The 25,215-nt window shown below is 71.4% G+C and carries 12 protein-coding genes, 1 tRNA gene and 1 pseudogene; 11 read left to right on the forward strand and 3 right to left on the reverse strand.

Annotated features, from left to right (window positions below; all coding sequences use genetic code 11):
* Positions 1-399 precede the first annotated feature (399 nt).
* The 9 genes and pseudogenes from N5I75_RS15365 to N5I75_RS15405 all read left to right on the forward strand — a co-directional run bounded on the left by N5I75_RS15365 (position 400) and on the right by N5I75_RS15405 (position 20,156).
* On the forward strand, positions 400-1,134 hold the full coding sequence (locus N5I75_RS15365) for an ABC transporter ATP-binding protein (protein WP_476677829.1): 735 nt from the start codon (positions 400-402) through the stop codon (positions 1,132-1,134).
* Positions 1,128-2,738: an ABC transporter permease gene (locus N5I75_RS15370; RefSeq protein ID WP_476677830.1), complete on the forward strand. Its 1,611-nt coding sequence runs from the start codon at positions 1,128-1,130 to the stop codon at positions 2,736-2,738. The genes N5I75_RS15365 and N5I75_RS15370 overlap by 7 nt, the downstream gene beginning before the upstream one ends.
* A 2-nt stretch (positions 2,739-2,740) precedes the next feature.
* Positions 2,741-3,268 (forward strand): hypothetical protein, encoded by a 528-nt coding sequence (locus tag N5I75_RS15375; RefSeq protein WP_476677832.1) that lies wholly within the window; start codon positions 2,741-2,743, stop codon positions 3,266-3,268.
* Positions 3,226-3,771 (forward strand): FtsX-like permease family protein, encoded by a 546-nt coding sequence (locus tag N5I75_RS15380; RefSeq protein WP_476677834.1) that lies wholly within the window; start codon positions 3,226-3,228, stop codon positions 3,769-3,771. Before N5I75_RS15375 ends, N5I75_RS15380 begins: the two co-directional genes overlap by 43 nt.
* 231 nt (positions 3,772-4,002) lie before the next feature.
* On the forward strand, positions 4,003-8,907 hold the full coding sequence (locus tag N5I75_RS15385) for an amino acid adenylation domain-containing protein (protein ID WP_476677836.1): 4,905 nt from the start codon (positions 4,003-4,005) through the stop codon (positions 8,905-8,907).
* A 148-nt stretch (positions 8,908-9,055) separates the two neighbouring features.
* A pseudogene (locus N5I75_RS15390) lies at positions 9,056-11,853 on the forward strand (non-ribosomal peptide synthetase); the annotation flags it as partial.
* A gap of 72 nt (positions 11,854-11,925) precedes the next feature.
* Positions 11,926-18,045: an amino acid adenylation domain-containing protein gene (locus N5I75_RS15395; protein WP_476677924.1), complete on the forward strand. Its 6,120-nt coding sequence runs from the start codon at positions 11,926-11,928 to the stop codon at positions 18,043-18,045.
* The gene (locus tag N5I75_RS15400) at positions 18,042-19,304 is read left to right on the forward strand and encodes a serine hydrolase domain-containing protein (RefSeq protein WP_476677838.1); all 1,263 of its coding nucleotides are present in this window, start codon (positions 18,042-18,044) and stop codon (positions 19,302-19,304) included. The genes N5I75_RS15395 and N5I75_RS15400 overlap by 4 nt, the downstream gene beginning before the upstream one ends.
* Positions 19,305-19,463: 159 nt before the next feature.
* Positions 19,464-20,156, forward strand: a complete 693-nt coding sequence (locus N5I75_RS15405) for an ATP-binding cassette domain-containing protein (RefSeq protein WP_476677840.1) — start codon at positions 19,464-19,466, stop codon at positions 20,154-20,156.
* Here the strand turns inward: N5I75_RS15405 and N5I75_RS15410 are convergent.
* On the reverse strand, positions 20,146-21,126 hold the full coding sequence (locus N5I75_RS15410) for an ArsR family transcriptional regulator (RefSeq protein ID WP_476677842.1): 981 nt from the start codon (positions 21,124-21,126) through the stop codon (positions 20,146-20,148). The two genes, N5I75_RS15405 and N5I75_RS15410, sit on opposite strands and share 11 nt — an antisense overlap.
* Positions 21,127-21,508: 382 nt before the next feature.
* Here N5I75_RS15410 and N5I75_RS15415 point away from each other — a divergent pair, with 382 nt between their 5' ends.
* Positions 21,509-21,802 (forward strand): transposase, encoded by a 294-nt coding sequence (locus N5I75_RS15415; RefSeq protein WP_476677844.1) that lies wholly within the window; start codon positions 21,509-21,511, stop codon positions 21,800-21,802.
* A gap of 126 nt (positions 21,803-21,928) precedes the next feature.
* Entirely contained in the window at positions 21,929-23,059 is a 1,131-nt protein-coding gene (locus N5I75_RS15420) for an IS110 family RNA-guided transposase (RefSeq protein WP_476677846.1), read from the forward strand.
* 527 nt (positions 23,060-23,586) lie between these two features.
* Here the strand turns inward: N5I75_RS15420 and N5I75_RS15425 are convergent.
* Positions 23,587-23,660 (reverse strand) — tRNA-Pro (locus N5I75_RS15425).
* A 125-nt stretch (positions 23,661-23,785) separates the two neighbouring features.
* On the reverse strand, positions 23,786-25,126 hold the full coding sequence (locus N5I75_RS15430) for an MFS transporter (protein WP_476677848.1): 1,341 nt from the start codon (positions 25,124-25,126) through the stop codon (positions 23,786-23,788).
* Positions 25,127-25,215: the final 89 nt, after the last annotated feature.

Genomic DNA, 25,215 nt, shown 5'->3' on the forward strand with positions numbered 1-25,215 from the left:
AACCGTCCGGGTCGTTGAGAAGTATTTCGGTGCGCACGACGATCGGCCATCTTGTTGACCCCAGAGCGAAATCCCCTGTTCGGAGCTGCTTTCCAGGTCGGCCGCCGCGCACGCTTCGGCCGTGGATCGCGGTCCGGCCGGGGGCGGCCGACGGGCACACCCAATTGGAGCATTTAGGGCAAGAAGCCGCGTATCGGACGTCAATAACCGGCCGGGCGACCGATCCGGAATGCCCGGTCCGAAAGAAATAAGCACAGGCAGGGGCCCATATTCACACTTTCGAGGAGCGGCTCAAAACTGGTTGTCCGCCGATGCCGGGTTGATCTAAGAGGCGCCGGACAGTACCGTTCCGGCGATGGGAAATGAGAAAAAGAGGGGGATACGGGGGTAGGGTGCACAGTGAATAGCAGGTATGCTCTCCTATTGGAATCCGTGACAAAAACCTACGGTTCCGGTCGTCATGCGGTCACAGCCTTGAACGACGTGACGATAGGAGTACCGCACGGAACATTCACCGCGATCATGGGGCCCTCCGGTTCGGGCAAGAGCACCTTCCTGCACTGCTCGGCGGGGCTCGACAAACCCACCAAGGGTGGTGTGGTCCTCGGCGACACCCGCCTGGCCGGCCTGAACGAGGAGCAACTCACCGAGATCCGCCGGGAGCGGGTCGGGTTCGTCTTCCAGGCGTACAACCTGCTCGACTCGCTCACCGTCGCCGAGAATGTGGGCCTGCCGTTCCGGCTGGCCCAGACCCCGGTCCCGGCCGACCGGGTCCGCGCCGAACTGGCCCATGTCGGGCTCGACGACATGGGTGACCGCTACCCCGGGCAGCTCTCCGGCGGTCAGCGGCAGCGCGTGGCCATTGCCCGAGCCCTCATCACGGGACCCGACGTGATCTTCGCCGACGAGCCGACGGGCGCGCTCGACACACGTACCGGCAAGCAAGTTCTGCAACTGCTGCGGGGGGTCGTCGACCGGACCGGCCAGACCGTGGTGATGGTGACCCATGACCCGGTCGCCGCCTCGCACGCGGACTCGGTGACCTTCCTGGCCGACGGCCGACTGGCCGGTGAGCTCGTCGGGCCGACGCCGGAGAAGGTGGCCGACCGTATGACCAGGCTGGGCGAGTGGTGAGCCGCAGAAGCAGGGTCGAGGCTGCGGCCCCGCCGACAGCCAAGGAAGCCAAGAAGGAAGCCAAGAAGGACGCCAAGAAGGCCAAGAAGGCCAAGAAGGCCAAGAAGAAGATCCGCACGCTCTCGCGCCAGAACCTCTCGCTGGCCTGGAGCACGATCCGCGGCCGCAAGGGCGGCTTCGCGGCGTTGCTGATCGCCGTCGCGGTCGGCTCCGCCGTGATCACCGCCTGCGGTGCGCTCCTCGAGACCGGTATCAGCTCGGGGGTCCCTGCCGAGCGGTACCACCGGGCGGCCGTTGTCGTCGGCGGCAAGCAGGCCATGCCCGTCTCCGGCGACGCGGACCCGCGACTCTCCGAGCGGGTCAGGCTGCCCGCGGACACGGCCGAGAAGGTCGCCTCGGTCGACGGCGTCGATTCCGCCGTCGGGGACATCAGTATCCGTACGACCGTCCTCAAGGACGACTCCGTGCTCGACGGCCCACCCGTGTACGCGCACGGCTGGTCCGCCTCGGTCCTCGCTCCGTTCACGCTGCGCTCGGGCACCCGGCCACGAGCCGCCGACGACGTCGTGCTGGACGGCGACCTCGCCCGGCGGGTGGGGGTCGCCCCAGGAGACAAGGTCACGCTGGTGACCGGGTCGAAACCGGGAACGTACCGGGTCAGCGGCGTCGCCGAGCCCGAGGCCTCACTCGACCGGCAGTCCGCGGTCTTCCTCACCGACGACCGGGCGGCGCGGCTCCACGGCACGCCCGGCAAGATCGACGCGATCGGTGTGCTGGCCGCCAAGGGGACCGACGCGGGTGACCTGGCCGACCGGATCAAGAAGGCCGTGCCCGGTGTGGTCACGTACACCGGCGACGACCGCAGCGACGTCGAGACGCTCGACGTCGGGCAGATGCGGGCGTTCGTCATCGAGGTGGCCAGTGCGTTCGGCGCCACCATGATCCTTCTCGTGATCATCGTGGTCGCCAGCACGCTGGCCCTGTCGGTGCAGCAACGCCGTCGGGAGCTGGCCCTGCTGCGGGCCGTCGGTGCCACTCCCCGCCAGGTGCTGCGCATGATCGGCGGCGAGGCCGTGCTCGTCGGCGGGATCGGCGCTCTGCTCGGCGCCCTTCCCGGCATCCTGCTCGCCAAGTTGCTGCACACCGTGTTCACGGCGGCCGGCACGCTGCCGTCCGGCTTCTCGCTGGTCATCTCGCCGACGCCCGTGCTGTGCGCCCTGCTGATCTGCGTCCTGGCGGCCCGGATCGGCGGCTGGCTCGCGGCCCGGCGCGCCGCGAAGGTCAGTGCCGTCGAGGCGCTCGGCGATGTGGCCGTGGAACCGAAGAAGCTCGGCTGGTTCCGGCTCTCGCTCGGTGTGCTGCTCGTGCCCGCGGGCCTGGCCGCCGCGATCGTGCTGCCGATCGCGCTGCCCGGTGAGTCGGCCATCGACGGCGCCGCCAGCTCCGCGCTGGTCCTGGTGATCGCTGTCGGGCTGCTCGGGCCGAGGCTGTTCGGCAACGTCGTGAGCCTGCTCGGCCGACGCCAGGGAGACGTCACCCGGTTCCTCGCCATCGCCAACTCCCGGGCCAGGGCCGTCGGCTCAGCGCCGCCACGACCCCACTGATCATGGGCGTGACCATGGCGTCCGCCCAGCTCTTCAGCGGCACGACGCTCGCCGCGACCGCTCAGGACCAGGCCGCCGACGGGGTGAAGGCCGACCACGTGGTGACCTCCGACAGCACGGGGATCTCAACGGATCTGGCCGAGGAACTCCGTGCCGTACCCGGTGTCCGCACGGTCGGCCCGGTCGCCCGGACCTCGACGATCCTCACCTGGCCCGATGGCGACAGCATCCAGTACCGCATCTCCACGGCGCAGGGCGTCGACCCCGCGGCCGTGCCGGACACCATGGATCTGGACATCCTGCGCGGCGACCTGAGCGGTCTCACCGGGTCCACGGTCGCCCTCAGCCGCCTCGTCGCCGGCACGGTGGGCGCGGATGTGGGCGACCGCGTCGACGTGCACCTCGGCGACGGCACGGTCACGAAGGCCAAGGTGGTCGCGGTCTACGAGAACGGGCTCGGCTTCGGCGATGTCACACTCCCCACGAGGTGGTCGTCGCACACACCACCGACCGCCTCGACCAGTGGCTGATGGTGAACTCCGACCCGAAGACAGATCTGGACGCGGCGCTGGAGGCCTACCCGACACTGAGCGTGCGCGACGCCGCGGCGGTCACCGCCGCACCGACCGATGACGCGAGCGGCGGCGGGACCAGCCTCGTGCTCAACGCCGTACTGCTCGGCTATCTCGCCATCGCCGTCGTCAACACGCTGATCATGGCGACGATCTCCCGGCGACGCGAGTTCGCCCTGCTGCGCCTCGTCGGCACCCGCACCAGTCAGATCCGGTCGATGATGCGCCAGGAGGCGGGCATCATCGTGCTCTGCGCGGTCGTCGTCGGCACGGTCGCCGCGCTGCCGTCGCTGATCGGGATGAGCTACGCGATCCGCCACTCGCCGTTCCCGTCGATCCCGCCCCTGACCTACCTCGGCATCGTGCTCGCGGCCGCGGCGATCGCCTGGCCCGCCGTGATGCTGCCGGCCCGGCTCGCACTGCGCCCCCCGGCCGTGGAGGCGATCGCGCGGCCCGAGTGACGTACGACCGCCGGCACAGCTACCGGGCGGCGTACGACCGCCGGCACGGGTGAGGCGTGGCTTCGGCCACGCCTCACCCGTGTTCGCGCATCCCCCGCAGGTGTTCGTGAGACCCGTACCGCGCGGGCAGTTTCCTCACGGCTCAACAACGTGGAGCCGCTACGCCTTCAAGGGCCAAGCTCGACCGTCGACAGATCCGCGCGCCACGCGTGCCCCAGCGAAGGGTCGAGCATGTCCCACGGTTTTGACAGCGCACCCGCCGACCCGGAGAACCGGGCCATCCACCACCTGATCGCCGCGCACACCAGGCAGCACCCCGACGCGCCGGCAGTCATCGAAGGCGACAGGACGCTGACGTACGGCGAGTTGGACGAACGCGCCAATCACGTCGCCCACCTCCTCGTCACCGCCGGGGTGACCGCCGAGTCGCGGGTCGGCATGCTGACGGGCCGCTCGGGCCACACGACCGAGACCGTCGTCGCCATGCTGGCCGTGCTCAAGGCAGGCGGGGTCTACGTGCCGCTGCACCAGACCTATCCCGACGACCGGATCCGCTGGATGCTCGGCGAGACGGAGGCCGTCGTGCTGATCGCCGACCGGTCGACCGCCGACCGGGCACCGGCCGGCGGGCCGCCGGTGCTCCTCGCGGACGACCCGGACCTCGGCCGGCGCCCCGACGCCCCTCACGTGCACGTCGACGCGGAGCAACTCGCCTACGTGATGCACACCTCGGGCTCCACCGGTCTGCCCAAGGGCGTGGCCATCACCCACCGCAACATCGTGGCGCTGGCCGAGGAACCCCGCATGCGCGCCTCCTTCGGCCGCAGCGCGCTGTTCGAGGCCCCGCTCGGCTTCGACCTCTCCACGCTCGAGGTCTGGCTCCCGCTGCTCAACGGCGGCCGTCTGGTCATCGGGCCCGGGCAGCTGACCCCACCCGCCCTTGCCGAACTCGTCGCCGAGCACCGCCTCGAAGCGGTCTTCCTGACCGCGACGCTGTTCCGGCTCTTCGCCGAGGAGCAGCCCGACTGCTTCGCGGGGCTGCGCGAGGTGTGGGCCGGTGGCGAAGCGCCCTCGGCGACCGCCGTGGCGCGGATGCGGCGCGCCTGCCCGGACATCACGCTCGTCAACGGGTACGGCCCGACCGAGTCCACGGTCTTCGCCACCTCGCACCGGACGCCGCCGGACGAGGAGGAGATCCGGGCCTCGGTGATCGGCACGGCACTCGACGACACCGACACCTACGTGCTCGACGAGCAGCTGCGCCCCGTGCTGCCCGGCGACACGGGGGAGCTCTACCTCGGCGGCGACAGCACGGGCCGAGGTTACTTCGGACGCCCCGCGCTGACCGCCGAACGCTTCGTGGCCGACCCGTTCACCCCCGGCAGCCGCCTCTACCGCACCGGCGACTGGGTGCGCCTGACCGAGGACGGGCTCATCGACTTCCTCGGCCGTACCGACCACCAGGTCAAGATGCGGGGCTTTCGGATCGAGCTCGGCGAGATCGAGGCCGCACTGCGCGACTTCCCCGGCGTCACCGATGTCGTCGTGGTGGTGCGGGAGAACGGCCCGACGCGCAGCATCGTCGCGTATCCGACCGGCCCGAGCCCTCTCGCCGCACGTGAGCTGCTCGACCGGCTGGCCGAGCGCCTGCCCAGCTATATGGTGCCCGCGTGCGTCGTCTGGATGGACCGGCTGCCCGTCAACGCCAACGGCAAGGTGGACCGTTCCGCGCTCCCCGAGCCCGCGGCCGGGAACACCGAGGCGTACCGCGCCCCGCGTACGGACGCCGAGCACGCGCTCGCCGCGATCTGGGCCGAGACGCTCGGTGTGGAACGGGTCGGCACGCGAGACGACTTCTTCACCCTCGGCGGTGACTCCATCCTGGCCATGAGGATCGTCGCGCGGGCGCGGACCAAGGGGCTCAGGTTGACCACGGCCGACGTCTTCAACCACCTGACGGTCGAGGCGCTGGCCGGTGCGGCGACACCGATCGAGGAAGGACCGACGGTACCGAACGGTGCGCCGCAGGCGGACAACTACCCCCTCACCCCCATGCAGAGCGGCATGCTCTTCGACGCCCTCATGCTCGAAGACCCGTCGCTGCACCTGGTCCAGTTCGTCGTCCGGCTCGGCGACATCACCGACCCGCACCGGCTGGGCCAGGCGTGGCAGGAGGCCACGGAACGCCACGCGGTGCTCCGGACCGAGCTGCGCTGGGCCGACATCGAGGAACCCGTCCAGCTGGTCAGGGACGCGGTCAGGCTGCCGGTGATCCACCTCGACTGGAGCGCCTTGCCGCAGACGGAGCACCCGGCGCGGCTGCGCGAGCTGCTCGACGCCGACCGCGCCACCGGCCTCGACCTCACCCGGGCCCCGCTGAGCCGGGTCACGATCGTGCGGCTCGGCCCGGACTCCGTCCAGCTCGTCTGGTCGATGCACCACGTACTCACCGACGGATGGAGCGCCGGCGAGCTGCTGCAGGACGTGCTCGACGGATACCGCGGTGAGCCGGTGCGGACGCGGCCCCCGTTCCAGGACTTCGTGAACTGGCTCGCGGGCCAGGACCTGGAGGCCGCCGACGACTACTGGCGCGACCGCCTCGCCGGCTTCACGAGCCCGGTGGCCGTGCCCGGTGACCGGCAGCCGCCCGAGGGCCACCGGCCCGCGGCCAGGCGGTCGGTGCAGGTGACGGTTGCCCCCGAGACGGCCGCCCGGGTCTCGGCGTACGCGCGGCGCACCGGGCTGACCTCCAACACCCTGGTCCAGGCGGCGTGGGCGATCCTCCTCGCGCGCCTGAGCGGCGAGCGCGACGTCTGCTTCGGCACGAGCACGGCCGTGCGGCCCGCGGACCTGCCCGGCATCGAGTCGATGGTCGGCATGATGATCAACACTCAGCCCGTCCGGGTCCGGGTGGACGACGACGAGCAGACCCTGCCCTGGCTCACGGAGCTGCAGCGCGAGCAGACGGCGGCGCGAGAGTTCGGCTACGCCCCGCTCAACCGTGTCCAGTCCTTCGCCGACCTGGCGCCCGGGGCCGCGCTGTTCCACACCGTCGTGGTGTTCCAGAACTATCCGTTCGACCGGACCGCGATCCACGCGTTCGACGTCGAGTTCGCCACCAACTACCCCTTGGCGCTGAGCGTGTTCCCCGACGAGTCGCTGGTCATGCGACTGCTCTACGACGAGGAGGTCTTCGAGGCGGCCACCGTGCAGCGGATTGCCGCGCGTCTGGTCGCGGTCCTCGACGGGCTGGCCGACGGATCCGCGGGGAGCGTCGGCGACGTGACCGCGCTGACCGAGGCCGAGCGGAAGCTTGTCCTCGGCGAGTGGGCCGTGGCCGCTCCCTCCGAGTTCACGATCGAGCGACGCATGCACCGGCTGATCAGCGAGCGCGCCGTGCGGTGGCCGGACACCGTGGCGGTCGAGCGCGGCGAGCACCGGCTCACCTACGCGGAGGTCGAGGAGCGCTCCAACCGGCTCGCCCGCCACCTGGTCGGCCTCGGTGTCGGCGCTGACTCGTTCGTAGGGGTGGCCGTCGAGCGCGGCCCGGATCTGGTCGTCGGCGTCCTCGGCGTGCTGAAGGCCGGCGGCGCGTACGTACCGATCGACCCCGACTACCCGGCCGCGCGCGCCGCCGCGATCCTGGAGGAGGCGCGCCCCGCGGTGGTGCTCACGCACGTCGCCCACCGTGGCCTCTTCGCGGACACGACGACCCCGCTCGTGCTGCTCGACGAGGACTGGCCCGGCATCGCCACCCAGCCGGCGACCGCACCGCCCGATCACGGCAGCCCCCGCGATCTCCTGCTCACCATCTATACCTCGGGCTCGACCGGGAAGCCCAAGGGCTCCATGATCGAGCACCGGTCCATGGTCAATACCGTCGAGGCGATCGTCCCCCAGCACGTGCGCCCCGGCAGCCGGGTCTACCAGCTGTCCCCGATGAGCTTCGACGCCGCCTCGCTGGTCCTGCTGAGCACACTCGCGGGCGGCGCCACGCTGGTCGCCCCCGTGACCACCGGGACGCACGGCGGCGCCGAACTCATCGAGCAGCTGCGAGAGGCCGACGTCAGCGCGGTCACCGGGCCGCCGACCGTGCTGCCGGCGCTGGACCCGGTGGCGCTGCCGCACCTCGAGTCCGTCCTGTGCGGCGGCGAGGTCCTCACCCCGGACCTCGCCGCCTCGTGGTCTCCGGGACGCCGTCTGCTCAACGGGTACGGCCCCAGTGAATGCGCGGTCGCCGCGACCCTGTTCGCCGTGGAGCCCGGTGTTCGCTACGACAGCGTCCCGATCGGCAGACCGATCCCCAACACCAGCGTCTACGTCCTCGACGACCGGCTGCGCCCCGTGCCGCCCGGTGTCACAGGAGAGCTCTACCTCGGTGGCGACGGCGTGGGCCGCGGCTACATCGGGCGGCCGGGGCTGACCGCGGAGCGCTACGTGGCCGACCCGTTCGGCGGGCCGGGGAGACGGCTGTACCGCACCGGGGATCTGGGCCGCTGGAACCCGGACGGCACGCTCCAGTTCGCCGGCCGGGCGGACGACCAGGTGAAGATCCGCGGCTTCCGAGTGGAGCCGCGCGAGGTGGAGCATGTGCTGCTGCGGCACGAGGCGGTGAGCGAGGCCGCGGTCGTCGTGCGGGCCGACGGCGCGGGCAAGCGGCTCGTCGCGTACGTGGTGCCGCGCGCCGGCGTGCCGACCTCGGACGAGCTCCGTGCGCACGTCGCACGGCACGTGCCCGCGTACATGGTCCCGGCCGCCGTGGTGTCGCTGACGGAGCTGCCGGTCAACCGCAACGGCAAGCTCGACCGGGCGGCGCTGCCCGAGGCGCGGGTCCGGCCGGACGAGGAGTCGTACGTGGCGCCGGCCAACCCGACCGAGGAGGCCCTCTGCCGGATCTGGGGCGAGGTCCTCGCCGTGCCCCGGGTGGGCACGCACGACAGCTTCTTCGACCTCGGCGGTGACTCGATCAACGCCATGCGCCTGGCTGTGCGCATGCGCACGGCGTTCGATGTGCCGATCTCCCCGAGGGATCTGTTCGAGCACCGTCAGGTGAGCGACCTGGCCGCAGTGGTCCAGGAGCGCGTCTTCGAGAGCCTGGTCGCCGCCTCCGGCGCCGAAGTCCCCGGCCGGATCTGACTCAGGGAGAACGCAGATGTCCCAGTACGACGAGAAGTTCACGTCGCTGCCCGCCCACCTCCAGGACGAGCTGCTGCGCCGCCTCGCCGGCGAGGCGGCGCCCGCGGAGCGTCCGATCCCGACCGCTGCACGCGACGGCCTGCCGCCGATGTCCTCGGCGCAGGAACGGCTCTGGTTCCTGGCCGAACTGGAGCCGGACAGCGCCGAGTACAACGCGCTGCGCGCCCTGCGGCTGCGCGGTGAGCTCGACACCCCGGCGCTCACGGTCGCGCTCAACCAGGTCGTGCGCCGGCACGAGATGCTGCGCACGACGTTCGACGCGCTCGACGGCCGCGGCGTCCAGGTCGTGCACGAACACACGGACCTGGCCCTACCGATCGTCGACGTGTCGGGGCCCGACGCGGAGACCGCGGTCGAGCGCTTCCTCACGGCGGAGATGAACACGCCGTACGACCTGCGCCGCGGGCCGCTCCTTCGGACCACGCTGTTGCGCGTCGACGCCCGCGAGCACGTACTCGTCCTGGCCATGCACCACATCGTGTGCGACGGCTGGTCGACAGGTCGGCTGCTCGGCGAACTGGCCACCGCCTACGAGGCCGCGGCCCGCGACGTCGTGGCGTCCCTGCCGCCCGTGCCCGTGCAGTACGCCGACTTCGCCGTCTGGGAGCGCGAGCGCTCGGCCACGGCCGACGAGCAGCTCGACTACTGGCGCGAGCGGCTCGCGGGATGCGCACGGCTGACCTGCCCACCGACCGGCCGCGGCCCCCCGTCCGTACGCCCGCGGGCGCGACCCTGGCGGTGGAGGTTCCGGCCGATGTGCTGGGCCGGCTGCGGGAGTTGAGCCGTGCGCGCGACGCGTCGCTGTTCATGGCCCTGGTCACGGCCACGAAGGTGCTCCTCGCCCGGTACTGCGGCGAGCCGGACGTCGCGGTCGGCACGGTCACCCTGGGCCGGCAGCGGCCCGAGCTGGAGAACCTGATCGGCTCCTTCATCAACACCGTGGTGCTGCGCTCCCAGGTGCAGGAGTCGCTGTCGTTCACCGAGCTGCTCGACCGCGTGCGCACCGGTCTGCTCGAGGCGTTCGCCCATGACGAGGTCCCCTTCCAGCGCCTCGTCGACTCGCTGCGGCCCGACCGGGACCCGTCCCGGCCGCCGCTGGTGCAGGTGATGGTCAACCTGCAGAACCTGGCCGACACGGTGCCCGCCTTCCCGGGGTTGCAGGTCACCGAGGTCCAGCCGCCGATCGACGTCGCGAAGCTGGATCTCACGTTCGACTTCTACGAGGACTCCTCCTCGCTCACCTGCTACCTCGAGTACAGCACCGACCTGTTCGACCGGGCGACCGTCGAACGGCTCGGCGGTCACCTTCTGACCCTGCTGCGCGCGGTGTCCGAGGAGCCGACGGCCCCCCTCGCCGGTCTGTCCATGCTGCCGGCCGACGAGCTGCGCACGCTCACCGCCGACTGGCAGGGCCCGGCCCTCGCGGCACCGGCCGCGCGGACCCTGCACCAGATCTTCGACGAGCAGGCGGCGCGTACACCGGACGCCGTCGCGGTGAGCGACGGCAGCCGGCGGCTCACCTTCGCCGAACTGGCCGCGCGGGCCAACCGGCTCGCGCACCACCTGGGCACGGTCGGCGTCCGCCCGGGCGTGCTGACCGGTGTCTGCCTCGACCGCGGCGTGGACGCGGTGGTCGCCCTGTTCGCTGTGCTCAAGGCCGGTGGCGCGTTCGTACCGCTCGACCCCGAGCACCCGGCGGGGCGGCTTGCCATGATGCTCGACGATGCCGCGGCGCCGGTGCTGATCACGGACTCGGCCGCCGTGGGCGAAGGCCCCTGGACCACGATCCGGCTCGACACCGACCAGGACGTGATCGCCCGCCGGCCCGCCACGCCGCCCGTCACGGCCGCGGGGCCGGACGACCTGGCGTACGTCGTCTACACCTCCGGCTCGACCGGCCGCCCGAAGGGCGTGATGGTCAGCCACCGCAACGCCGTCCACATGATGCGTGCCTGGGACGCCCGCTACGGCCTGACCGGACTGCGCGGCCGCTGCCTGTCGGTGTCCAGCCTCGCCGTGGACCTGTTCCTCGGTGACTTCCTGATGTCCGCGATGTACGGCGGAGAGATGGTGATCTGCCCGACGGAGGCGATCACCGACCCGCCCGCACTGGCGGCGCTGATCACCGAGACCCGCCCGCAGCTCCTGGTGACCACGCCTTCGTTGGCCAAGGCGATCGCTCAGGAGCTGTCCTGGACCGACGCCCGGGCGGACTCCCTGCGCGTGCTCGCGGTCGGTTCGGAGGCGTGGCTGGCCGACGACGCGGCCGTGGTCCTCGAACGGCTGTCCCCGGACGCCGTCGTCACGAACAACTACGGCGCCACGGAGACCACCGTGGACTCCACGACGTATCAACTGCGGACCGACGCACCGGTCGGCACGGCGGTCGTGCCGGTCGGCCGACCGCTGAGCAACACCCGTACATACGTGCTCGACGCCCGGATGCGTCCCGTCCCCATCGGTGTACCCGGCGAGATCTACGTCGGCGGAGACGGGGTGGCGCAAGGCTATTGGAACCGCCCCGAGCTGACCGCGCGGCGTTTCCTCGACGACCCCTTCGCCGACGGCCGGCTCTACCGCACGGGCGACATCGGGCGATGGCGGCCGGGCGGCGACCTGGAGTACCTCGGCCGCGCGGACGACCAGGTCAAGGTGCGCGGCTTCCGGGTGGAACTCGGCGAGGTCGAGGCCGCGATGCTGCGCCACCCCGGCATCGCCGCCGCGGCCGCCGCGGTACGCGCCGACACGGGCCGCGACCGGCTCGTCGGGTACCTGATCGCGGACGGTGCCGCGCCCAGCCTCACCGAGCTGCGCGCGTTCCTCTCGGGGATCGTGCCCGACCCGGCGATACCCTCCGCACTCGTCGTCCTCGACGAGCTGCCGATGACACCGAGCGGCACGCTCGACCGCAAGGCGCTTCCGACGCCGGCGGTCACCGACCACGCCCCCACGCACCACATGCCGCCGCGCACCCGCACCGAGGCCGAACTCGTCGCGATCTGGGCCGACGTGCTGAGCCTGGAGCCCGGCACGGTCGGCGTCGACGACAACTTCTTCGAGCTCGGCGGCGACTCGATCGTCGGGCTGCGGGTCGTGTCGAAGGCGCGGCGGGCCGGTCTGCGCCTGACCGCCAAGCAGATCTTCCGGCACCAGACCGTCGCCGACCTGGCCACCGTCGTCCAGGACGTGGACGAGGCGGCGCCGCGGACGGCCACCGCGGCGGTCGGCGACGTACCCCTCACCCCGGTGCAGCGCTGGTACTTCGAGCAGTACCCCGAGGGCGCCGGCCACTTCAACCAGTCGATGTTCGTCGAACTCGCCCCCGGCACCGATCCGGCCGCCCTGCGCACGGCGGTGACGGCGCTGCTCCACCACCACGACGCCCTGAGGATGCGCGCCGACCTCGCCGACGGCTCCTGGCGGCAGCGCTGCGCGCCCACCGAGACGGGCGAGGCGTTCCGCGTGGTCGACCTGTCCGGCCTCGACCGTCCCGGCCGTGCGCAGGCGGTCCACGAGGCGGTCACGGCGGCCCAGACCGGCTTCCGGCTCGATGCCGGGCCCCTGCTGAACTCCGTGCTCTTCTCCGGTGCCCCGGAACCCGACCGGCTGTTCATCGCGGTGCACCACCTCGTCGTCGACGGGGTCACCTGGCGCGTGCTGTTCTCCGACCTGGAACTCGCCCACCAGCAGGCGGCGCAGGGCCTGTCGGTCAGCCTCCCGGAGAAGTCCACCGGCTTCCGGGACTGGGCGAGGCGGCTGACCACGGCGGCCGGATCCGGCCGCTTCACCGGCGAACGGCCGTACTGGCAGGCCGTGGAGGCCGCCTCCGCCGCCTGCCCGCCGCTGCCGGCCGAGCGGGTGGCGGCGGACACGCTCGCGGACGCCCGTACGGTCGAGGTCCGGCTCGATGCCGAGGTGACCCGCGCGCTGCTGCGGGACGTCCCGGCCGCGTACCGCACCCAGATCAACGACGTGCTGCTGACCGCGCTCGCGGCGGTCCTGACCGAATGGACCGGCGGCGACGCCGTCGCAGTCGAGCTGGAGGGCCACGGCCGCGAGAACCTGTTCGAGGACGTCGACCTGTCCCGCACGGCCGGCTGGTTCACCACGCTCTTCCCGGTGGTGCTGCCGGTGCCGGGTGGCGACTGGGGCACCCGGCTCAAGGCCGTCAAGGAGACCCTGCGCGCGGTCCCCGAGGCCGGTATCGGCTACGGCGCCCTGCGCTATCTGACCGAGGACGCCGGGCTCGGCGGCGCCCGTTGCCAGGTGGGCTTCAACTACCACGGCCAGTTCGACGTGACCACGGGCGACGGCCTGCTGCGCCGCTGGCGGCCCAGCCCGGTGCCGGACCGCGGTGCGCACCTGGCCCGCCCGAACCCCCTGGAGATCATCGGGATGGTCCGCGACGGCCGGCTCGAGTTCTCCTGGGAGTACTCGGCCGCGCTGCACGACGAGGCGACGATCACGGGCCTCGCCGCGCGGTTCACCAGCGCCCTCGCCGCCATCGTGGCGCACTGCGCCGAGGCCGGCGGCTGCACCCCCTCCGACTTCCCGCTCGCCGGGCTCGACCAGGCCGGCGTCGACCGGATCGCCGGGGACGGCCGCGCGGTCGAGGACATCTATCCGCTCACCCCGATGCAGAGCGGCCTGCTCTTCCACTCGCTCGACGCGCACGAGGACGACATCTACTTCACCCACCTCGGGCTGGTCCTCGACGGCGTCACCGACCCCACCTTGCTGGCTCAGGCATGGCAACGGGTCGTCGACCGCATGCCCGTGCTGCGTACTGCGATCGTCGACGCCGAGGGCGGACGCCCCCTCCAGGTGGTCCACAAGGACGTCACCGTGCCCGTCGTCGTCGAGGACTGGTCGGAGCTGACCGAGGCGGAGCAGCAGGAGCGCGTGCGCCTGCTGGCCGAGGCCCCGAGCGAACCGCTGGACCTGTCGCGGCCGCCGCTGCTGCGGCTGCACCTGGCCCGGCTCTCCGCGTCCACCGTCCATGTGCGCTGCTCCTCGCACCACTTGCTGCTGGACGGCTGGAGCTTCGCCGACATGCTGGGCGAGGTCTTCGCGGAGCACGCCGCGCTCAGCGGACTCGAGGTCGCGCCGCCGCGCCCGCGCCGTCCGTTCCGCGAGTACGTGCGCTGGCTCGGCGAGCAGGACACCGATGCGGCGCGGACGTACTGGGCGGGCCTGCTCGCCGGGTTCTCCACGCCCACCCCGCTGCCGTACGACCGGGCCCCGCTGCGCTCGCACCAGTCCCGCGACACCGGCCACGTCGACCTCACGTTCACGGCGGAGGAGACCGGGCGGATCGAGGGCTTCGCCCGGGAGGCCCGGGTCACCGTCAACACGCTGGTCCAAGGCGCCTGGGCGCTGGTCCTGTCCCGCTACAGCGGCGACCGGCACGTCTGCTTCGGCACCACGGTGGGCGGCCGGCCAGCCGAGCTGCCGGGCTCGGACGACATGGTCGGCCTGTTCATCAACACCCTGCCCGCCCGGCTGGCCGTCTCGCCCGACAAGGAGCTGTGTGCCTGGCTGCGCGAGATCCAGGAGCAGCAGGTCGACGGCCGCCAGTACGAGTACGCCTCACTGGCCCAAGTGCGGGACTGGGCCGCGATCCCGGCGGGCACGAACCTCTTCGACAGCTGCGTGGTCTTCGAGAACTTCCCGTACGACGAGCACGCGGCCGAGCGCCACGGCCTCGGCGTTCGTTCGCTGGCCGGCCTGGAGACGTCGAACTTCCCGCTCACCTGCGTGGCGCACCTGATGGACGGACTGCACCTGCGGGTCGGCTACGACCCACACCTGTTCGACGACGCCACCGCGGAGCGCTTCGCCGCTCACCTGCTCGGCGTGCTCGACGCGATGGTGGCGGCCGACGGCACCACACTGCGGGACCTGCCGATGGTCCGCGGCGCCGAACACGACCGGCTGGTCGAGGAGTTCAACGGGGCCCCGTCCGGCTACCCCGACCGGTGCCTGCACGAGCTCTTCGCGGAGGTCGCCCGCGCGTACCCCGACCGGCCCGCGGTCATCGCCGACGACACCCGGCTGACCTACGCCGAGCTGAACGCGGCCGCCGACCGGCTCGCCCACCACCTCGTCGGCCTGGGTGTCGGACCAGAGGTGCCGGTGGGCATCTGCCTGCCCGGCGGCGCCGAGATGATCACGTCCATGCTCGGCATCCTCAAGGCGGGCGGCGCATATGTGCCGCTCGACCCCGGGTACCCGCCCGAGCGCCTCGCCCATCTGTTCCAGGATTCACGTGTGCCGGTGCTCTTGACCAGTGCCGCGCTCGCGGCCGGGCTGCCGCCGACCGACGCCGAGGTCCTCCTGGTCGACGAGGTGCGGCCGGCACCCGTCCCGGGGCCGCCGCCCGCACGGACCGTCCCGGACCAGCTCGCCGTGCTCGTCTACACCTCGGGCTCGACCGGTACGCCCAAGGCCGCCATGGTCACCCACCGCGGCCTCGTCCGGCTCGTGCACGCCGCGGGCGAGCACACCTTCGGCGGCGCCGCCACGATCGCCCAGCACCACTCCATCTCGTTTGACGCCGCGCAGAACGAGCTGTGGCAGGCGCTGCTGAGCGGCGCGTGCCTGGCCGTGCGACCCGGTGACTTCCGCTCGGTCGACGAACTCGACAAGTTTTTGCGCGACAACGAGGTGGAGGCCATGTCGTTCTCCGCGGGCTTCTTCCACGCCGTGGCCGACACCGACCCGGGCATCCTCGAAGGGCTGCGCACGGCCGTCGTCGGCGGCGAGGCACTGTCCGCGCCGCACTGCGCACGGGTCCTCGACCGGCTGCCCGGACTGCGGATCGTCAACGCCTACGGGCCCACCGAGTGCTCGGTGACCGCGACATGCTTCCCGGTCGAGCACGGCGGACGCCCCGGACGGACCGTTCCGGTCGGCCGGCCGAGCGCGGACGCCCGGGTCTATCTGCTCGACCGCGACTTGCAGGTGGTGCCGGTGGGCGTGACCGGGGAGGCCTATCTCGCCGGGGACGGGGTCTGCCGCGGGTACCGGGACCGGCCCGGGATGACCGCCGAACGCTTCCTGCCGGACCCGTTCGGCAAGCCCGGCAGCCGGATGTACCGCACCGGTGACCTGATGCGCTGGCTTCCCGACGGGACGCTCGAGTTCGCGGGCCGCAGTGACGACCAGGTGAAGCTGCGCGGCTACCGCATCGAACTCGGGGAGGTCGAGCAGGCGCTTGCCGGGCACCCGGACGTGGCAGGTGCGGCCGTCCTCGTCCGCGAGGACCAACCGGGCCGCCGGCGTCTCGTCGGGTACGTGGTCTCGGAGCGGGACCCGGCCGAACTGACCGCGTATCTCACTGCCCGCCTGCCCGAGTACATGGTCCCGGCCGCCCTCGTCCGCCTTGAGCGGATACCGCTGACCGCGCACGGCAAGGTCGACCGCCGTGCCCTGCCCGAGCCCGCGACCGCGGCGGCCGGCCGGACCCCGGTGGAGCCGCGTACCCCCGACGAGCACACGATGGCCGCGATCTGGGCGGAGGTGCTCGGCGTCGAACGCGTCGGGGTCACCGACGACTTCTTCGACCTCGGCGGTGACTCGATCCTCAGCATCCAGGTCGTGTTCAAGAGCCGCCGGGCGGGACTGCAGGTCTCCTCCAGCGACCTGTTCAGCCATCCGACCGTCGAACAGCTCGTCGCCGTCGCCGGCCAGGGCCGCCAGGTCGCCGCCGTCCAGGAGGCCGAGGCCGGCGAGGTGCCGCTCACCCCGATCCAGCACGAGTTCTTCACCCGCCACTCGGTCGCCCCGCACCACCTCGCCCAGTCGGTCCACGTCGAGCTCGCGGCGGACACCGACGAGGGGGCGCTGCGGGCCGCGCTCGCGGCGATCGTCGCCCACCACGACGCGTTGCGGATGCGGTACACGCAGGACGAGGAGGGCCACTGGTCGCAGCGGAACGCCGCGGCCGAGACCGGTGAGCTGATGGAGCACCATGACCTCTCGGGGCTGCCCGACGAGGAGCTGCTTCCGGTCATGAACCGGCTTGCCGCGGTGGCCGACACGAGTCTCGACCTGGCGACCGGGCCGCTGCTGCGGGCGGTCCTGTTCGACCTCGGGCCGGACCGGCGGGCGCACCTGCACCTCACCGTGCACCACCTCGTGATCGACGCGGTGTCGTGGCGGATCCTCAACCACGATCTGGATCTCGCCTACCGGCAGGCGCTCGACGGCGAGGCGATCGACCTCGGCGCCAAGACGTCCTCGTTCCGGCAGTGGGCCACGCGGCTCGCCTCGCACACGGCCGACGGCGGCTTCGCCGATCAGGCCGCGCACTGGGAGGCGGTGCCCGAGGCGGCACCGCTGCCGGCCGACGGTCCCGGGCCGAACGTGGTGTCGTCGCGGCGGACCCTTCCGGTGCGGCTCGACCGGGACGAGACCGCGGCGCTGCTGCACGTGGCGCCCGGCAGGTTCCGGGCCCGCGCCAGTGACGTGCTGCTCTCCGCGCTGGCCTGGACGCTGTGCCGCTGGTCCGGCGACGACCGGTTGGTGATCGAGATGGAGGGCCACGGCCGTGAGGAGATCTTCGACGACGTCGATCTGTCCCGCACCGTCGGCTGGTTCACCAGCTCGTACCCCGTCGCGCTGCAGGTGCCCGGGCGGACGGACGAGGAGGCCGACTGGCCGGCCGTCGTACGCTCGGTGCGCCGTTGCCTGCGTGCCGTTCCCGGCAACGGACTCGGCTACGGCGCGCTGCGCCACCTCGCCGGGCCCGGCACGGCGTCGGCACAGCGCACGCCCCCCGCCGTGATGTTCAACTACCACAGCCAGACCGAGGAGATCACGCGGACGGCCGACCGCTCGCTGTTCCACGCCTTCCACGACCCGATCGGCCAGGAACAGAACGACCGCGAGCGGGTCGAGCAGGCACTGGAGGTGGTCGGCGCGGTCGAGGGCGGCCGGCTCGGCTTCGACCTCTACTACTCGGTCAACCTGCACGAGCCCGAGACGATCGCGCGGATCGGCGGCGAACTCGTGGCGGCGCTGCGGGCGATCGCCCTGCTCTGCGAGCCGGCCCTCGGAGCGGAGGACGCGCGGTGAAGGATCAACTGACGGAACTCGCACGGCAACACGGTGTGCCCGGCGCCCAGTTGGCCATCTGGAGCGACGGCGCCCTGCGTACCGCGGAGACCGGCGAGGAGGAGGCCGGATCGGGAAGGCAGGTGACGGCCGCGACGGCGTTCCCGCTCGGATCGCTCACCAAACCGTTCACCGCGACGCTCGCGGGCCTGCTGGTCGCCGACGGTGACGCGGCGCTGGATGAGCCCTTGTCGGAGCACCTGTACGAGCTGCGCGCGGCACCGGAGTTCACGCTGCGCCAGGCGCTCAGCCACACGGCGGGCCTGGTGGCCAACGCTGCGGAGCTGCCCTCCGGAACCACCCGCGCGCGGTGGCTCGACCATCACGCGTCCCAGCTGACCGTGCACGAGCCCGGTACGGTCTTCTCCTACTCCAATCCGGGGTACCTGATCGCCGGCCGCCTGGTCGAGGAGATCACGGGGCTGGACTGGGCGGAGGCCGTGCACGCGATGCTGTTGCGCCCCATGCGGCACGACGCGGCGGCGCCGGTGGCCCTGGGGCATCTCGTACGCCCCGACGTCCGGCCCCGGCCCATCAAGGAGCAGTCCGTGCCGCCGCTGGAGGATCCGGCCGCCGGCCTTTGCGTCAGCGCACGCGACCTCACGGTGTTCGGCGCCGCGCACCTGGGCCTCGGCCCGGGCGCGGACCTGCTGGACGCGGCGACGGCGCGGTCGATGCGCGAGGACGTCACGGAAGGGCTCGCCGTGGGTGCGTACGGGCTTGCGGGCGGCTGGGGTGCCGGTTGGTCGCGGTACGGGAACTGGTTCGGCCACGACGGCACCGGCGACGGTGCGTGGAGCCATCTGCGGGTGAACCCGTCGACGGGGACCGTGGTGGCGCTCACCGCCAACGGCAGTACCGGAGCGCGCCTTTGGGAGTCGCTGCTAGAGCGGCTTGCCGAGACCGGTCTGGAGATCGGTGACCATCCTCGGGACACGTTCGATGCCGAGCCCGCGGCGGCACCGCCGGAGTGCGCGGGGTACTACACCAACGGTTCCTGGTCGTGCCGGGTCGATGCCGACGACGGCGAACTCCTGCTCTCGGTCGCCGGAGCCGCGCCGGTCCGGCTTCTCGTGGGCAAGGACCTGTCCTTCCGTACGCCCTCGGACGGCGGTGCACGCACGGCGATTCCGTACCTCGGCCGGTTCCTGCGCGACCCGACGACCGGAGACGTCGACCGAGTGCAGATCATCGGGAGGCTCTGCGTCCGACAGCAGTAGCGCGCCCCGGAGGCGGCGGGTCCGTTCGACGAGCGGGCCCTCCACTCTGCGTCGAACGGGTTCTCAGTGCGGTGCTCCGCGCACTACAGCAGGCTGTAGTTCCGCTCCGGGGGCAGAGGGTATGGCCCTGTCGGCTCCAGCGACCATAACCTGCTGCTCATGCCGGTTCTTGAGAACAGCCGTGGACGCGCTCGGGTAGACGGGATCACCATGACTGAACAGCGTGCGGCTCTGTGGCTGAGTCATGCCGGCACGATCGGAGCCGGGGGCGTCGGGCCCGGAAGCGGGTTGGAGGATGTCACCCTCGCGTGCGAGGCCGGCACCTGGACGGCGTTGACCGGGGTGAGCGCCGCGGACACCATCAGCGTCCTGCGATGTGCCGCGGGGCTTGATCCGGTGACGTCGGGCGAGGTGTGCCTCGCCGAAGGCCTCCGGCTCGCGCACGTCGGTCTCCGGCCGGTCACGGAGCAGCTCGCGACGATCGGCACCCTCTCCACGGCGCTCGCGCAACTGCCGGCCGGGGCGGCAGAGCTGTTGCGTGAGGCATTGCACCGGCTGGGCCTGTGGGAGGAGAAGGACACCCCCGTACTGGCCATGGCGGCAAGTCGGCAACGCGCGGCCGCTGTAGCGGTCGCGGTCGCCGGCTCCCCTGACGTACTGCTCGTCGACGACCTCACCAACGGACTGCCGCCCACCGACGCGGCAGCCGCCCTTGACCTGTTGCGCGACCTGGTGGACCGGCAGGGGCTCTGCGTGGTGTCCTCGGCCACAGGCCTGGCGTCGTTGGAGCGGGCGGACGCGGTGGTGCTGCTCGTCGACGGGCGTGTGGTCGAGACACGGGTCATGCCCTGAACGCTGGCCCTTGGATGCTCCGCAGCTCACCCGTTGGCATGCGGCCCGGACCGCCCAGGGCACCCGGCGCACGGGTGGGCACCTCCCTCTGCAGAAGCGCCAGTCCGAGAGGAGTGAGGGTGTGCCTGGCGGTGGTGCGGTTGCGCAACGTCGTGATCAGACCCGCCTCGCGCAGCACCGTGGCCTGCTTGCTGGCGCCGGAGAGGGAGATGCCGAGCCGGTCGGACAGATCGCCGGTGGTGCCGCTCTCGGACAGCGCGCGCAGGGCAGCCGCACGAGTGGCTCCCACGAGGGCCGCCAGCGCCCGGTCACCCTCTTCCTCCGATTCCTCCGGGGCCGCCTCCAGGCCTCCGAGGCCCAGAGGCGTGGAGAAGACGAGTGCGGGCACACCGTACTGCCGCTCGGAGCGCAGCAGTACGCAGGTCCTGTCGGGCAGGAAGAACGAGGGGCTCAGGATCAGGCCGCGCCCGTCGAGTTCGATGTCGCGGTCGACGCTGGACGCGATGCGCAGCTCCGAGGCCTCCCACGTCACCTTGGGGTGCAGTCCCGCGAGCAGAAACTCGACGCCGTTCGTGATGGCCACCCGCCCCCGCATGTCACGCTCGATCTCGAGCCGGGCCTGCATCCGCGACCAGTAGGGCAGGATGCCCGCGGAGCAGAACCGGAAGACGACCTGAGCGAGGCGGCGACTCCGGGCGCGCACCGCCGACGGCACGGAATCCTCGTCGGCTCCGGCCCGCTCAAGCAGCCACAGAAGATCGGGAATGGCCCGATACTCGGACACGATCTCGTCCACGGCGGGAAGATCGTCACCGAGTCGTTCGCGTACGAACCTGTTCCAGCCGACCCCACCACGAGCCCGGTCACGTCCGAAACGATGAAGCGCGAAGACGGCTTCGGACACCGGCCCCAGCGTATGAACCATTCTCAAGCGTTGAATGTCCTTGTCGGTTACGCGTATGCGCAGCACTGTGGCCCACCCCCGATGCGGGACTCCGCGGCTGATCAGCTGCAGACGGCGCGGCCGTAGGACGCACCGCCAGGGATCGAATCCGGCACGAAGCCCCCAAATGAATGCATTCCGTGAATGCAATTACTCATCTCATCTGCACCATGCAGCATCGTTGACTTTAAGCCGTGACCTATAAATGTACAAAGTGAAACCTTCACCGTTGACTGCATGAATTACACCTGGTCAGGGGCATGAATTATTCATTGTCGACCTCTGCGGAACTCAGTGCCGCACGTGCCCCTGGTGGGCCCGACCAGCTGACGGCGGCGTGCGCGCGCTTGCGCGACTGCCCGCCCGTGCGCCCGTGCGCCTGCCGAGGCGCCTGCCGAGAATGTCATCCATGCGTGAACGCGCGACGAGTCCGGCCGTCGACGCCCGCAAGGACCCGGCCGGCCGGGCCGGTGCGATCAAGTGCATCGCCGACCAGCTTGATGTACATCCGGAGGCTTTGCGGGGGTGGGTGAAGCGAGCCGAGATCGACGAGGGCACCGTCGCCGGGACCACCAGTGCGGAGGCCGCCCGGATCGCGAAGCTGGAGCGGGAGGTGAAGGAACTGCGGCGGGCGAACGCGATACTGAAGTCCGCCTCGGCTTTCTTCACTTCAATGCCATCGTTGGAGACGTCGCCCCGGTGACGGTGCGACAGTGACAGATGCCGATGGGGCTGGCTCTTTTCTTTGCTGCCCCGTCAGTTGAGGGCTTCTCCGCGATGTGCCGCCCCATCGGCGTCCACGTTCTTCGCGATGTGGCCTGATAGAAGCGTGCCGCTTGCCCGATTGAGGCGTGCCCCCGCGGAGAACGATGACACCTCGTCCGACTCCCGTTGGAGGCATCCCGTGACCGTGGTTGGTATCGACTCCCACAAGAAGACCCACACCCTGGTCGCGGTCGACCAGGTCGGAAGGCGTCTGACGCAACTGACCGTGGATGCCACGGCCACGGGCCACCGGCAGGTCTGCGCCTGGCTGGGCCAGTTCACTCAGGTACTCCTCGCCATCGAGGACTGCCGTCATCTGACCCGGCGCTTCGAGGCGGATCTGCTGCTGGCGGGATACGCGGTGGTACGCGTGCACACGCGGCTGATGGCTGGCGCCCGACGCTCGGCCCGCGAGCGCGGGAAGTCCGATCCGATCGATGCCGAAGCCGTGGCGCGAGTCGCTCTCCGAGAGACCGACCCTCCCAGGGCCGAACTGGACGGTCCCACCCGGGAGGTCAAGCTGCGCTCCGATCACCGCCGGATGCTGGTCCGACAGCGCACGGCCATCGCCAACAAGCTGCGCTGGTTCCTGCACGAGATCGACCCCGAGCTCGCCGTACCTTCGCGCGGCCTGAAACGCCTGTGCGTCCTGGACAGCCTGGAAGTAGATCTCGCCGCCCAGCACGGTGTGGTCGCGGAGATCGCGTTGGACCTGATTCAGGAGTGCCGGCGCCTGACCGTGCGCATCAACACGATGGAAGCCCGGCTGCGCCAGCTGGTGCACGCACTGGCCCCGAGCCTGCTGGCGGTGCCCGGATGCGGCGTCCTGTCCGCGGCGATGATTCTCGGGGAGACCGCCGGGGCCGCCCGCTGCAAGTCCAAGGACACCTTCGCCCGGTTCAACGGCACCGCCCCGATCCCCGTCTGGTCCTCCAACACGGTTCGTGTCCGCCTGAACAGGGGAGGCAACCGCACCATCAACATTGCCCTGCACATGGCCGCAGTGACCCAAGTCCGCAGGGACGGGCCCGGAGCCGCGCACTACGCCAGGCAGATCGCCGCCGGGAAGACGGTGAAGGAGGCCCTGCGGCTGCTGCGGCGCCGCATCTACGACCGGGCCTTCCGGGCCCTGCTGGCTGACGAGGCCTCCCGTGACGACCAGCAGATCGCTCAGGCACTTCCGCGGACTGCTTGACATAGAAGCATCGCGGAGCTGGACCGTCCACTGCGCTGAAGGTCGCCTACATCGACCAGTACAAGGAGACGCTCCCCCGATCCCGCAACAGCCCCGAACGCCGCCGCACCGCTCCCACCCGCAATCAACGACTCCATGCATCCCCCAATAGCAAATCCGCAAATGCCGCATACCCGCCATCTCGAATTGGAAATGCGGTCAAGATTTCGCACGCCCCCATAACTCACCCGCCAGCCAAGGGGACACCGCTCCCGACCCCACTCCCACTGGGAGCGGCCCTCACCAGCGCAAAGAGCGCAAGCCGTATCCGGAAACCGACCCATACGACGGGGAGACGGGCTTCACAAAAACGGGCACGAATGTGAACGAACACCCAAGGTGCGCAGCGCTCGAAATGGGAGCAGCCAGCCAAGGGGACACAGCGAGCACGATCCCACTCCCCCGCTCCCAGATGGGAGCGGGGAACAACAGAAAAAGGGCCGTTCGAAAACGGCCCTTCACCTGCGACGTTCGATCGTTCGAACTTGTCGGGACGACAGGATTTGAACCTGCGACCCCTTGACCCCCAGTCAAGTGCGCTACCAAGCTGCGCCACGTCCCGATACCCGCTGACCTGGGCTTTCCCCCTGGCCGAACGTGCACAGAAACCATACCGCACTCGGGGGCGTGGTCGCGCATCCCTGGGTGGAAGGGGTGGAAGGCGTTGAAGGGGACAGGCGGCGGGGGCTATCTGTCGACGGGGCCTCGGGCCCGTCGGGTCCCGAGTGGGGGTGCGGAAGTCGGCAGGGAGGTGGTGTGTGCCGGGTGAGGGGGCGCTCTGAGGAGGTTTCTGATCGGGGGGATCGCGAGGAGGGCTGTGGCGCAGGCCAGTGTCACCGCGCCGCCTGTCAGGAGGACGTGGTGCGTGCCGAACGTGTTCGCCGCCGGGCCCGCCAGCGCCTGGCCCACCGGGGCCATCGCCAGGGAGCCCGCCACGTCGTAGGCGTGGATGCGGTTCAGGACGTCGTGCGGGACCTGCGTCTGGACACTGGTCGCCCACATCACGCCCCAGAACGACATGCCCGCGCCCGCCACCGCGCAGCCCGCCATCATCCCCGGCACGCCGAGGCCCGCGCCGACCGAGGCCGGGAACAGGGCGAAGCCGAAGAGGGCTATGGAGCCGGCGCGCAGCATGCGGCGGGGGCGCAGGCGCAGGGCGATCAGGCCGCCGATCACCGTGCCGGCGCCCAGGGCCGAGTTGACCAGGCCGTACGCGCGCGGGCCGTACTCCTGCGTGACCTGGGTCGCGACCAGCGGAATCGCCGGGCCCGACGCGCCGATCATCAGAACGCACCAGACCGCGATCACGCCCCACAGCCACGGGCGCGAGCGGAACTCGTGCCAGCCCTGGATCAGGTCGGCACGGAATCCCCCGTTCGACGACGGGCCGACGTGCTCGGGGGGCCGCTCCGGGAGGCGCAGGAGGAGCAGGCAGAGTGCGCTCAACGCGTATGTGGCCGCGTGCGCGGCGAAGACCAGGCCCGGAGACGCGAAGGCCACAAGAAGGCCCGCCACGGCCGGGCCCGCCAGCTGGGAGCCGGATTCGGCTACGCGGATCGCTCCGTTCGCCGCCTGGACGTCCTTCGCCAGGCGGGGCACCGTGCTGGCTACGCCGGGCTGGAAGAGCGCGGACGCCGCGCCGTTCAGGGCGCCGATGACGCAGATCTGCCAGAGGATCACGTGGCCGGTGAAGAACATCGCCGCGGCCAGGGACTGGGTGAGGAGGCGGGTCGCGTCGGCGCCGATCATCAGCCAACGCGTGTCGAAGCGGTCCGCGAAGACTCCGCCGAAGACGACGAGCCCGGCGAAGCAGGCCACCGACGCCGCCATCGCCAGGCCGACCGCGCCCGCGCCGTACCCGTACTGCAGCAGGCCCGCGGCCAGCGCCACGGGCAGCATCGTGTCGCCCAGCTTGGCGACGGCCCGTGCCGTGAAGAACAGGCCGAAGTCCCGGGACCAGATGCCGCCGCCGATCCCCGACGGCCCGCCGTCTCTCGCGCCCGCCCCCACCCCCGCCCCCGCAGCCATGGCCCTCCGTTCGTCCCCGTCCACGTTCACGTCCCGGCTCGCGGCCCGTCGGCCTCGTCACGCCGCGTGCGGATCATGTCATGGACATC

It is taken from the genome of Streptomyces sp. R818 (assembly GCF_056172735.1).

What these genes read in the sequence shown, in the direction of transcription:
- N5I75_RS15375 (WP_476677832.1), top strand. Translation starts at nt 2,741, where the DNA reads ATGGGCGTGACCATGGCGTCCGCCCAGCTCTTCAGCGGCACGACGCTC.
- N5I75_RS15385 (WP_476677836.1), top strand. Translation starts at nt 4,003, where the DNA reads ATGTCCCACGGTTTTGACAGCGCACCCGCCGACCCGGAGAACCGGGCC.
- N5I75_RS15395 (WP_476677924.1), top strand. Translation starts at nt 11,926, where the DNA reads ATGCCGCCGCGCACCCGCACCGAGGCCGAACTCGTCGCGATCTGGGCC.
- N5I75_RS15405 (WP_476677840.1), top strand. Translation starts at nt 19,464, where the DNA reads ATGCCGGTTCTTGAGAACAGCCGTGGACGCGCTCGGGTAGACGGGATC.
- N5I75_RS15415 (WP_476677844.1), top strand. Translation starts at nt 21,509, where the DNA reads ATGCGTGAACGCGCGACGAGTCCGGCCGTCGACGCCCGCAAGGACCCG.
- N5I75_RS15430 (WP_476677848.1), bottom strand. Translation starts at nt 25,126, where the DNA reads ATGGCTGCGGGGGCGGGGGTGGGGGCGGGCGCGAGAGACGGCGGGCCG.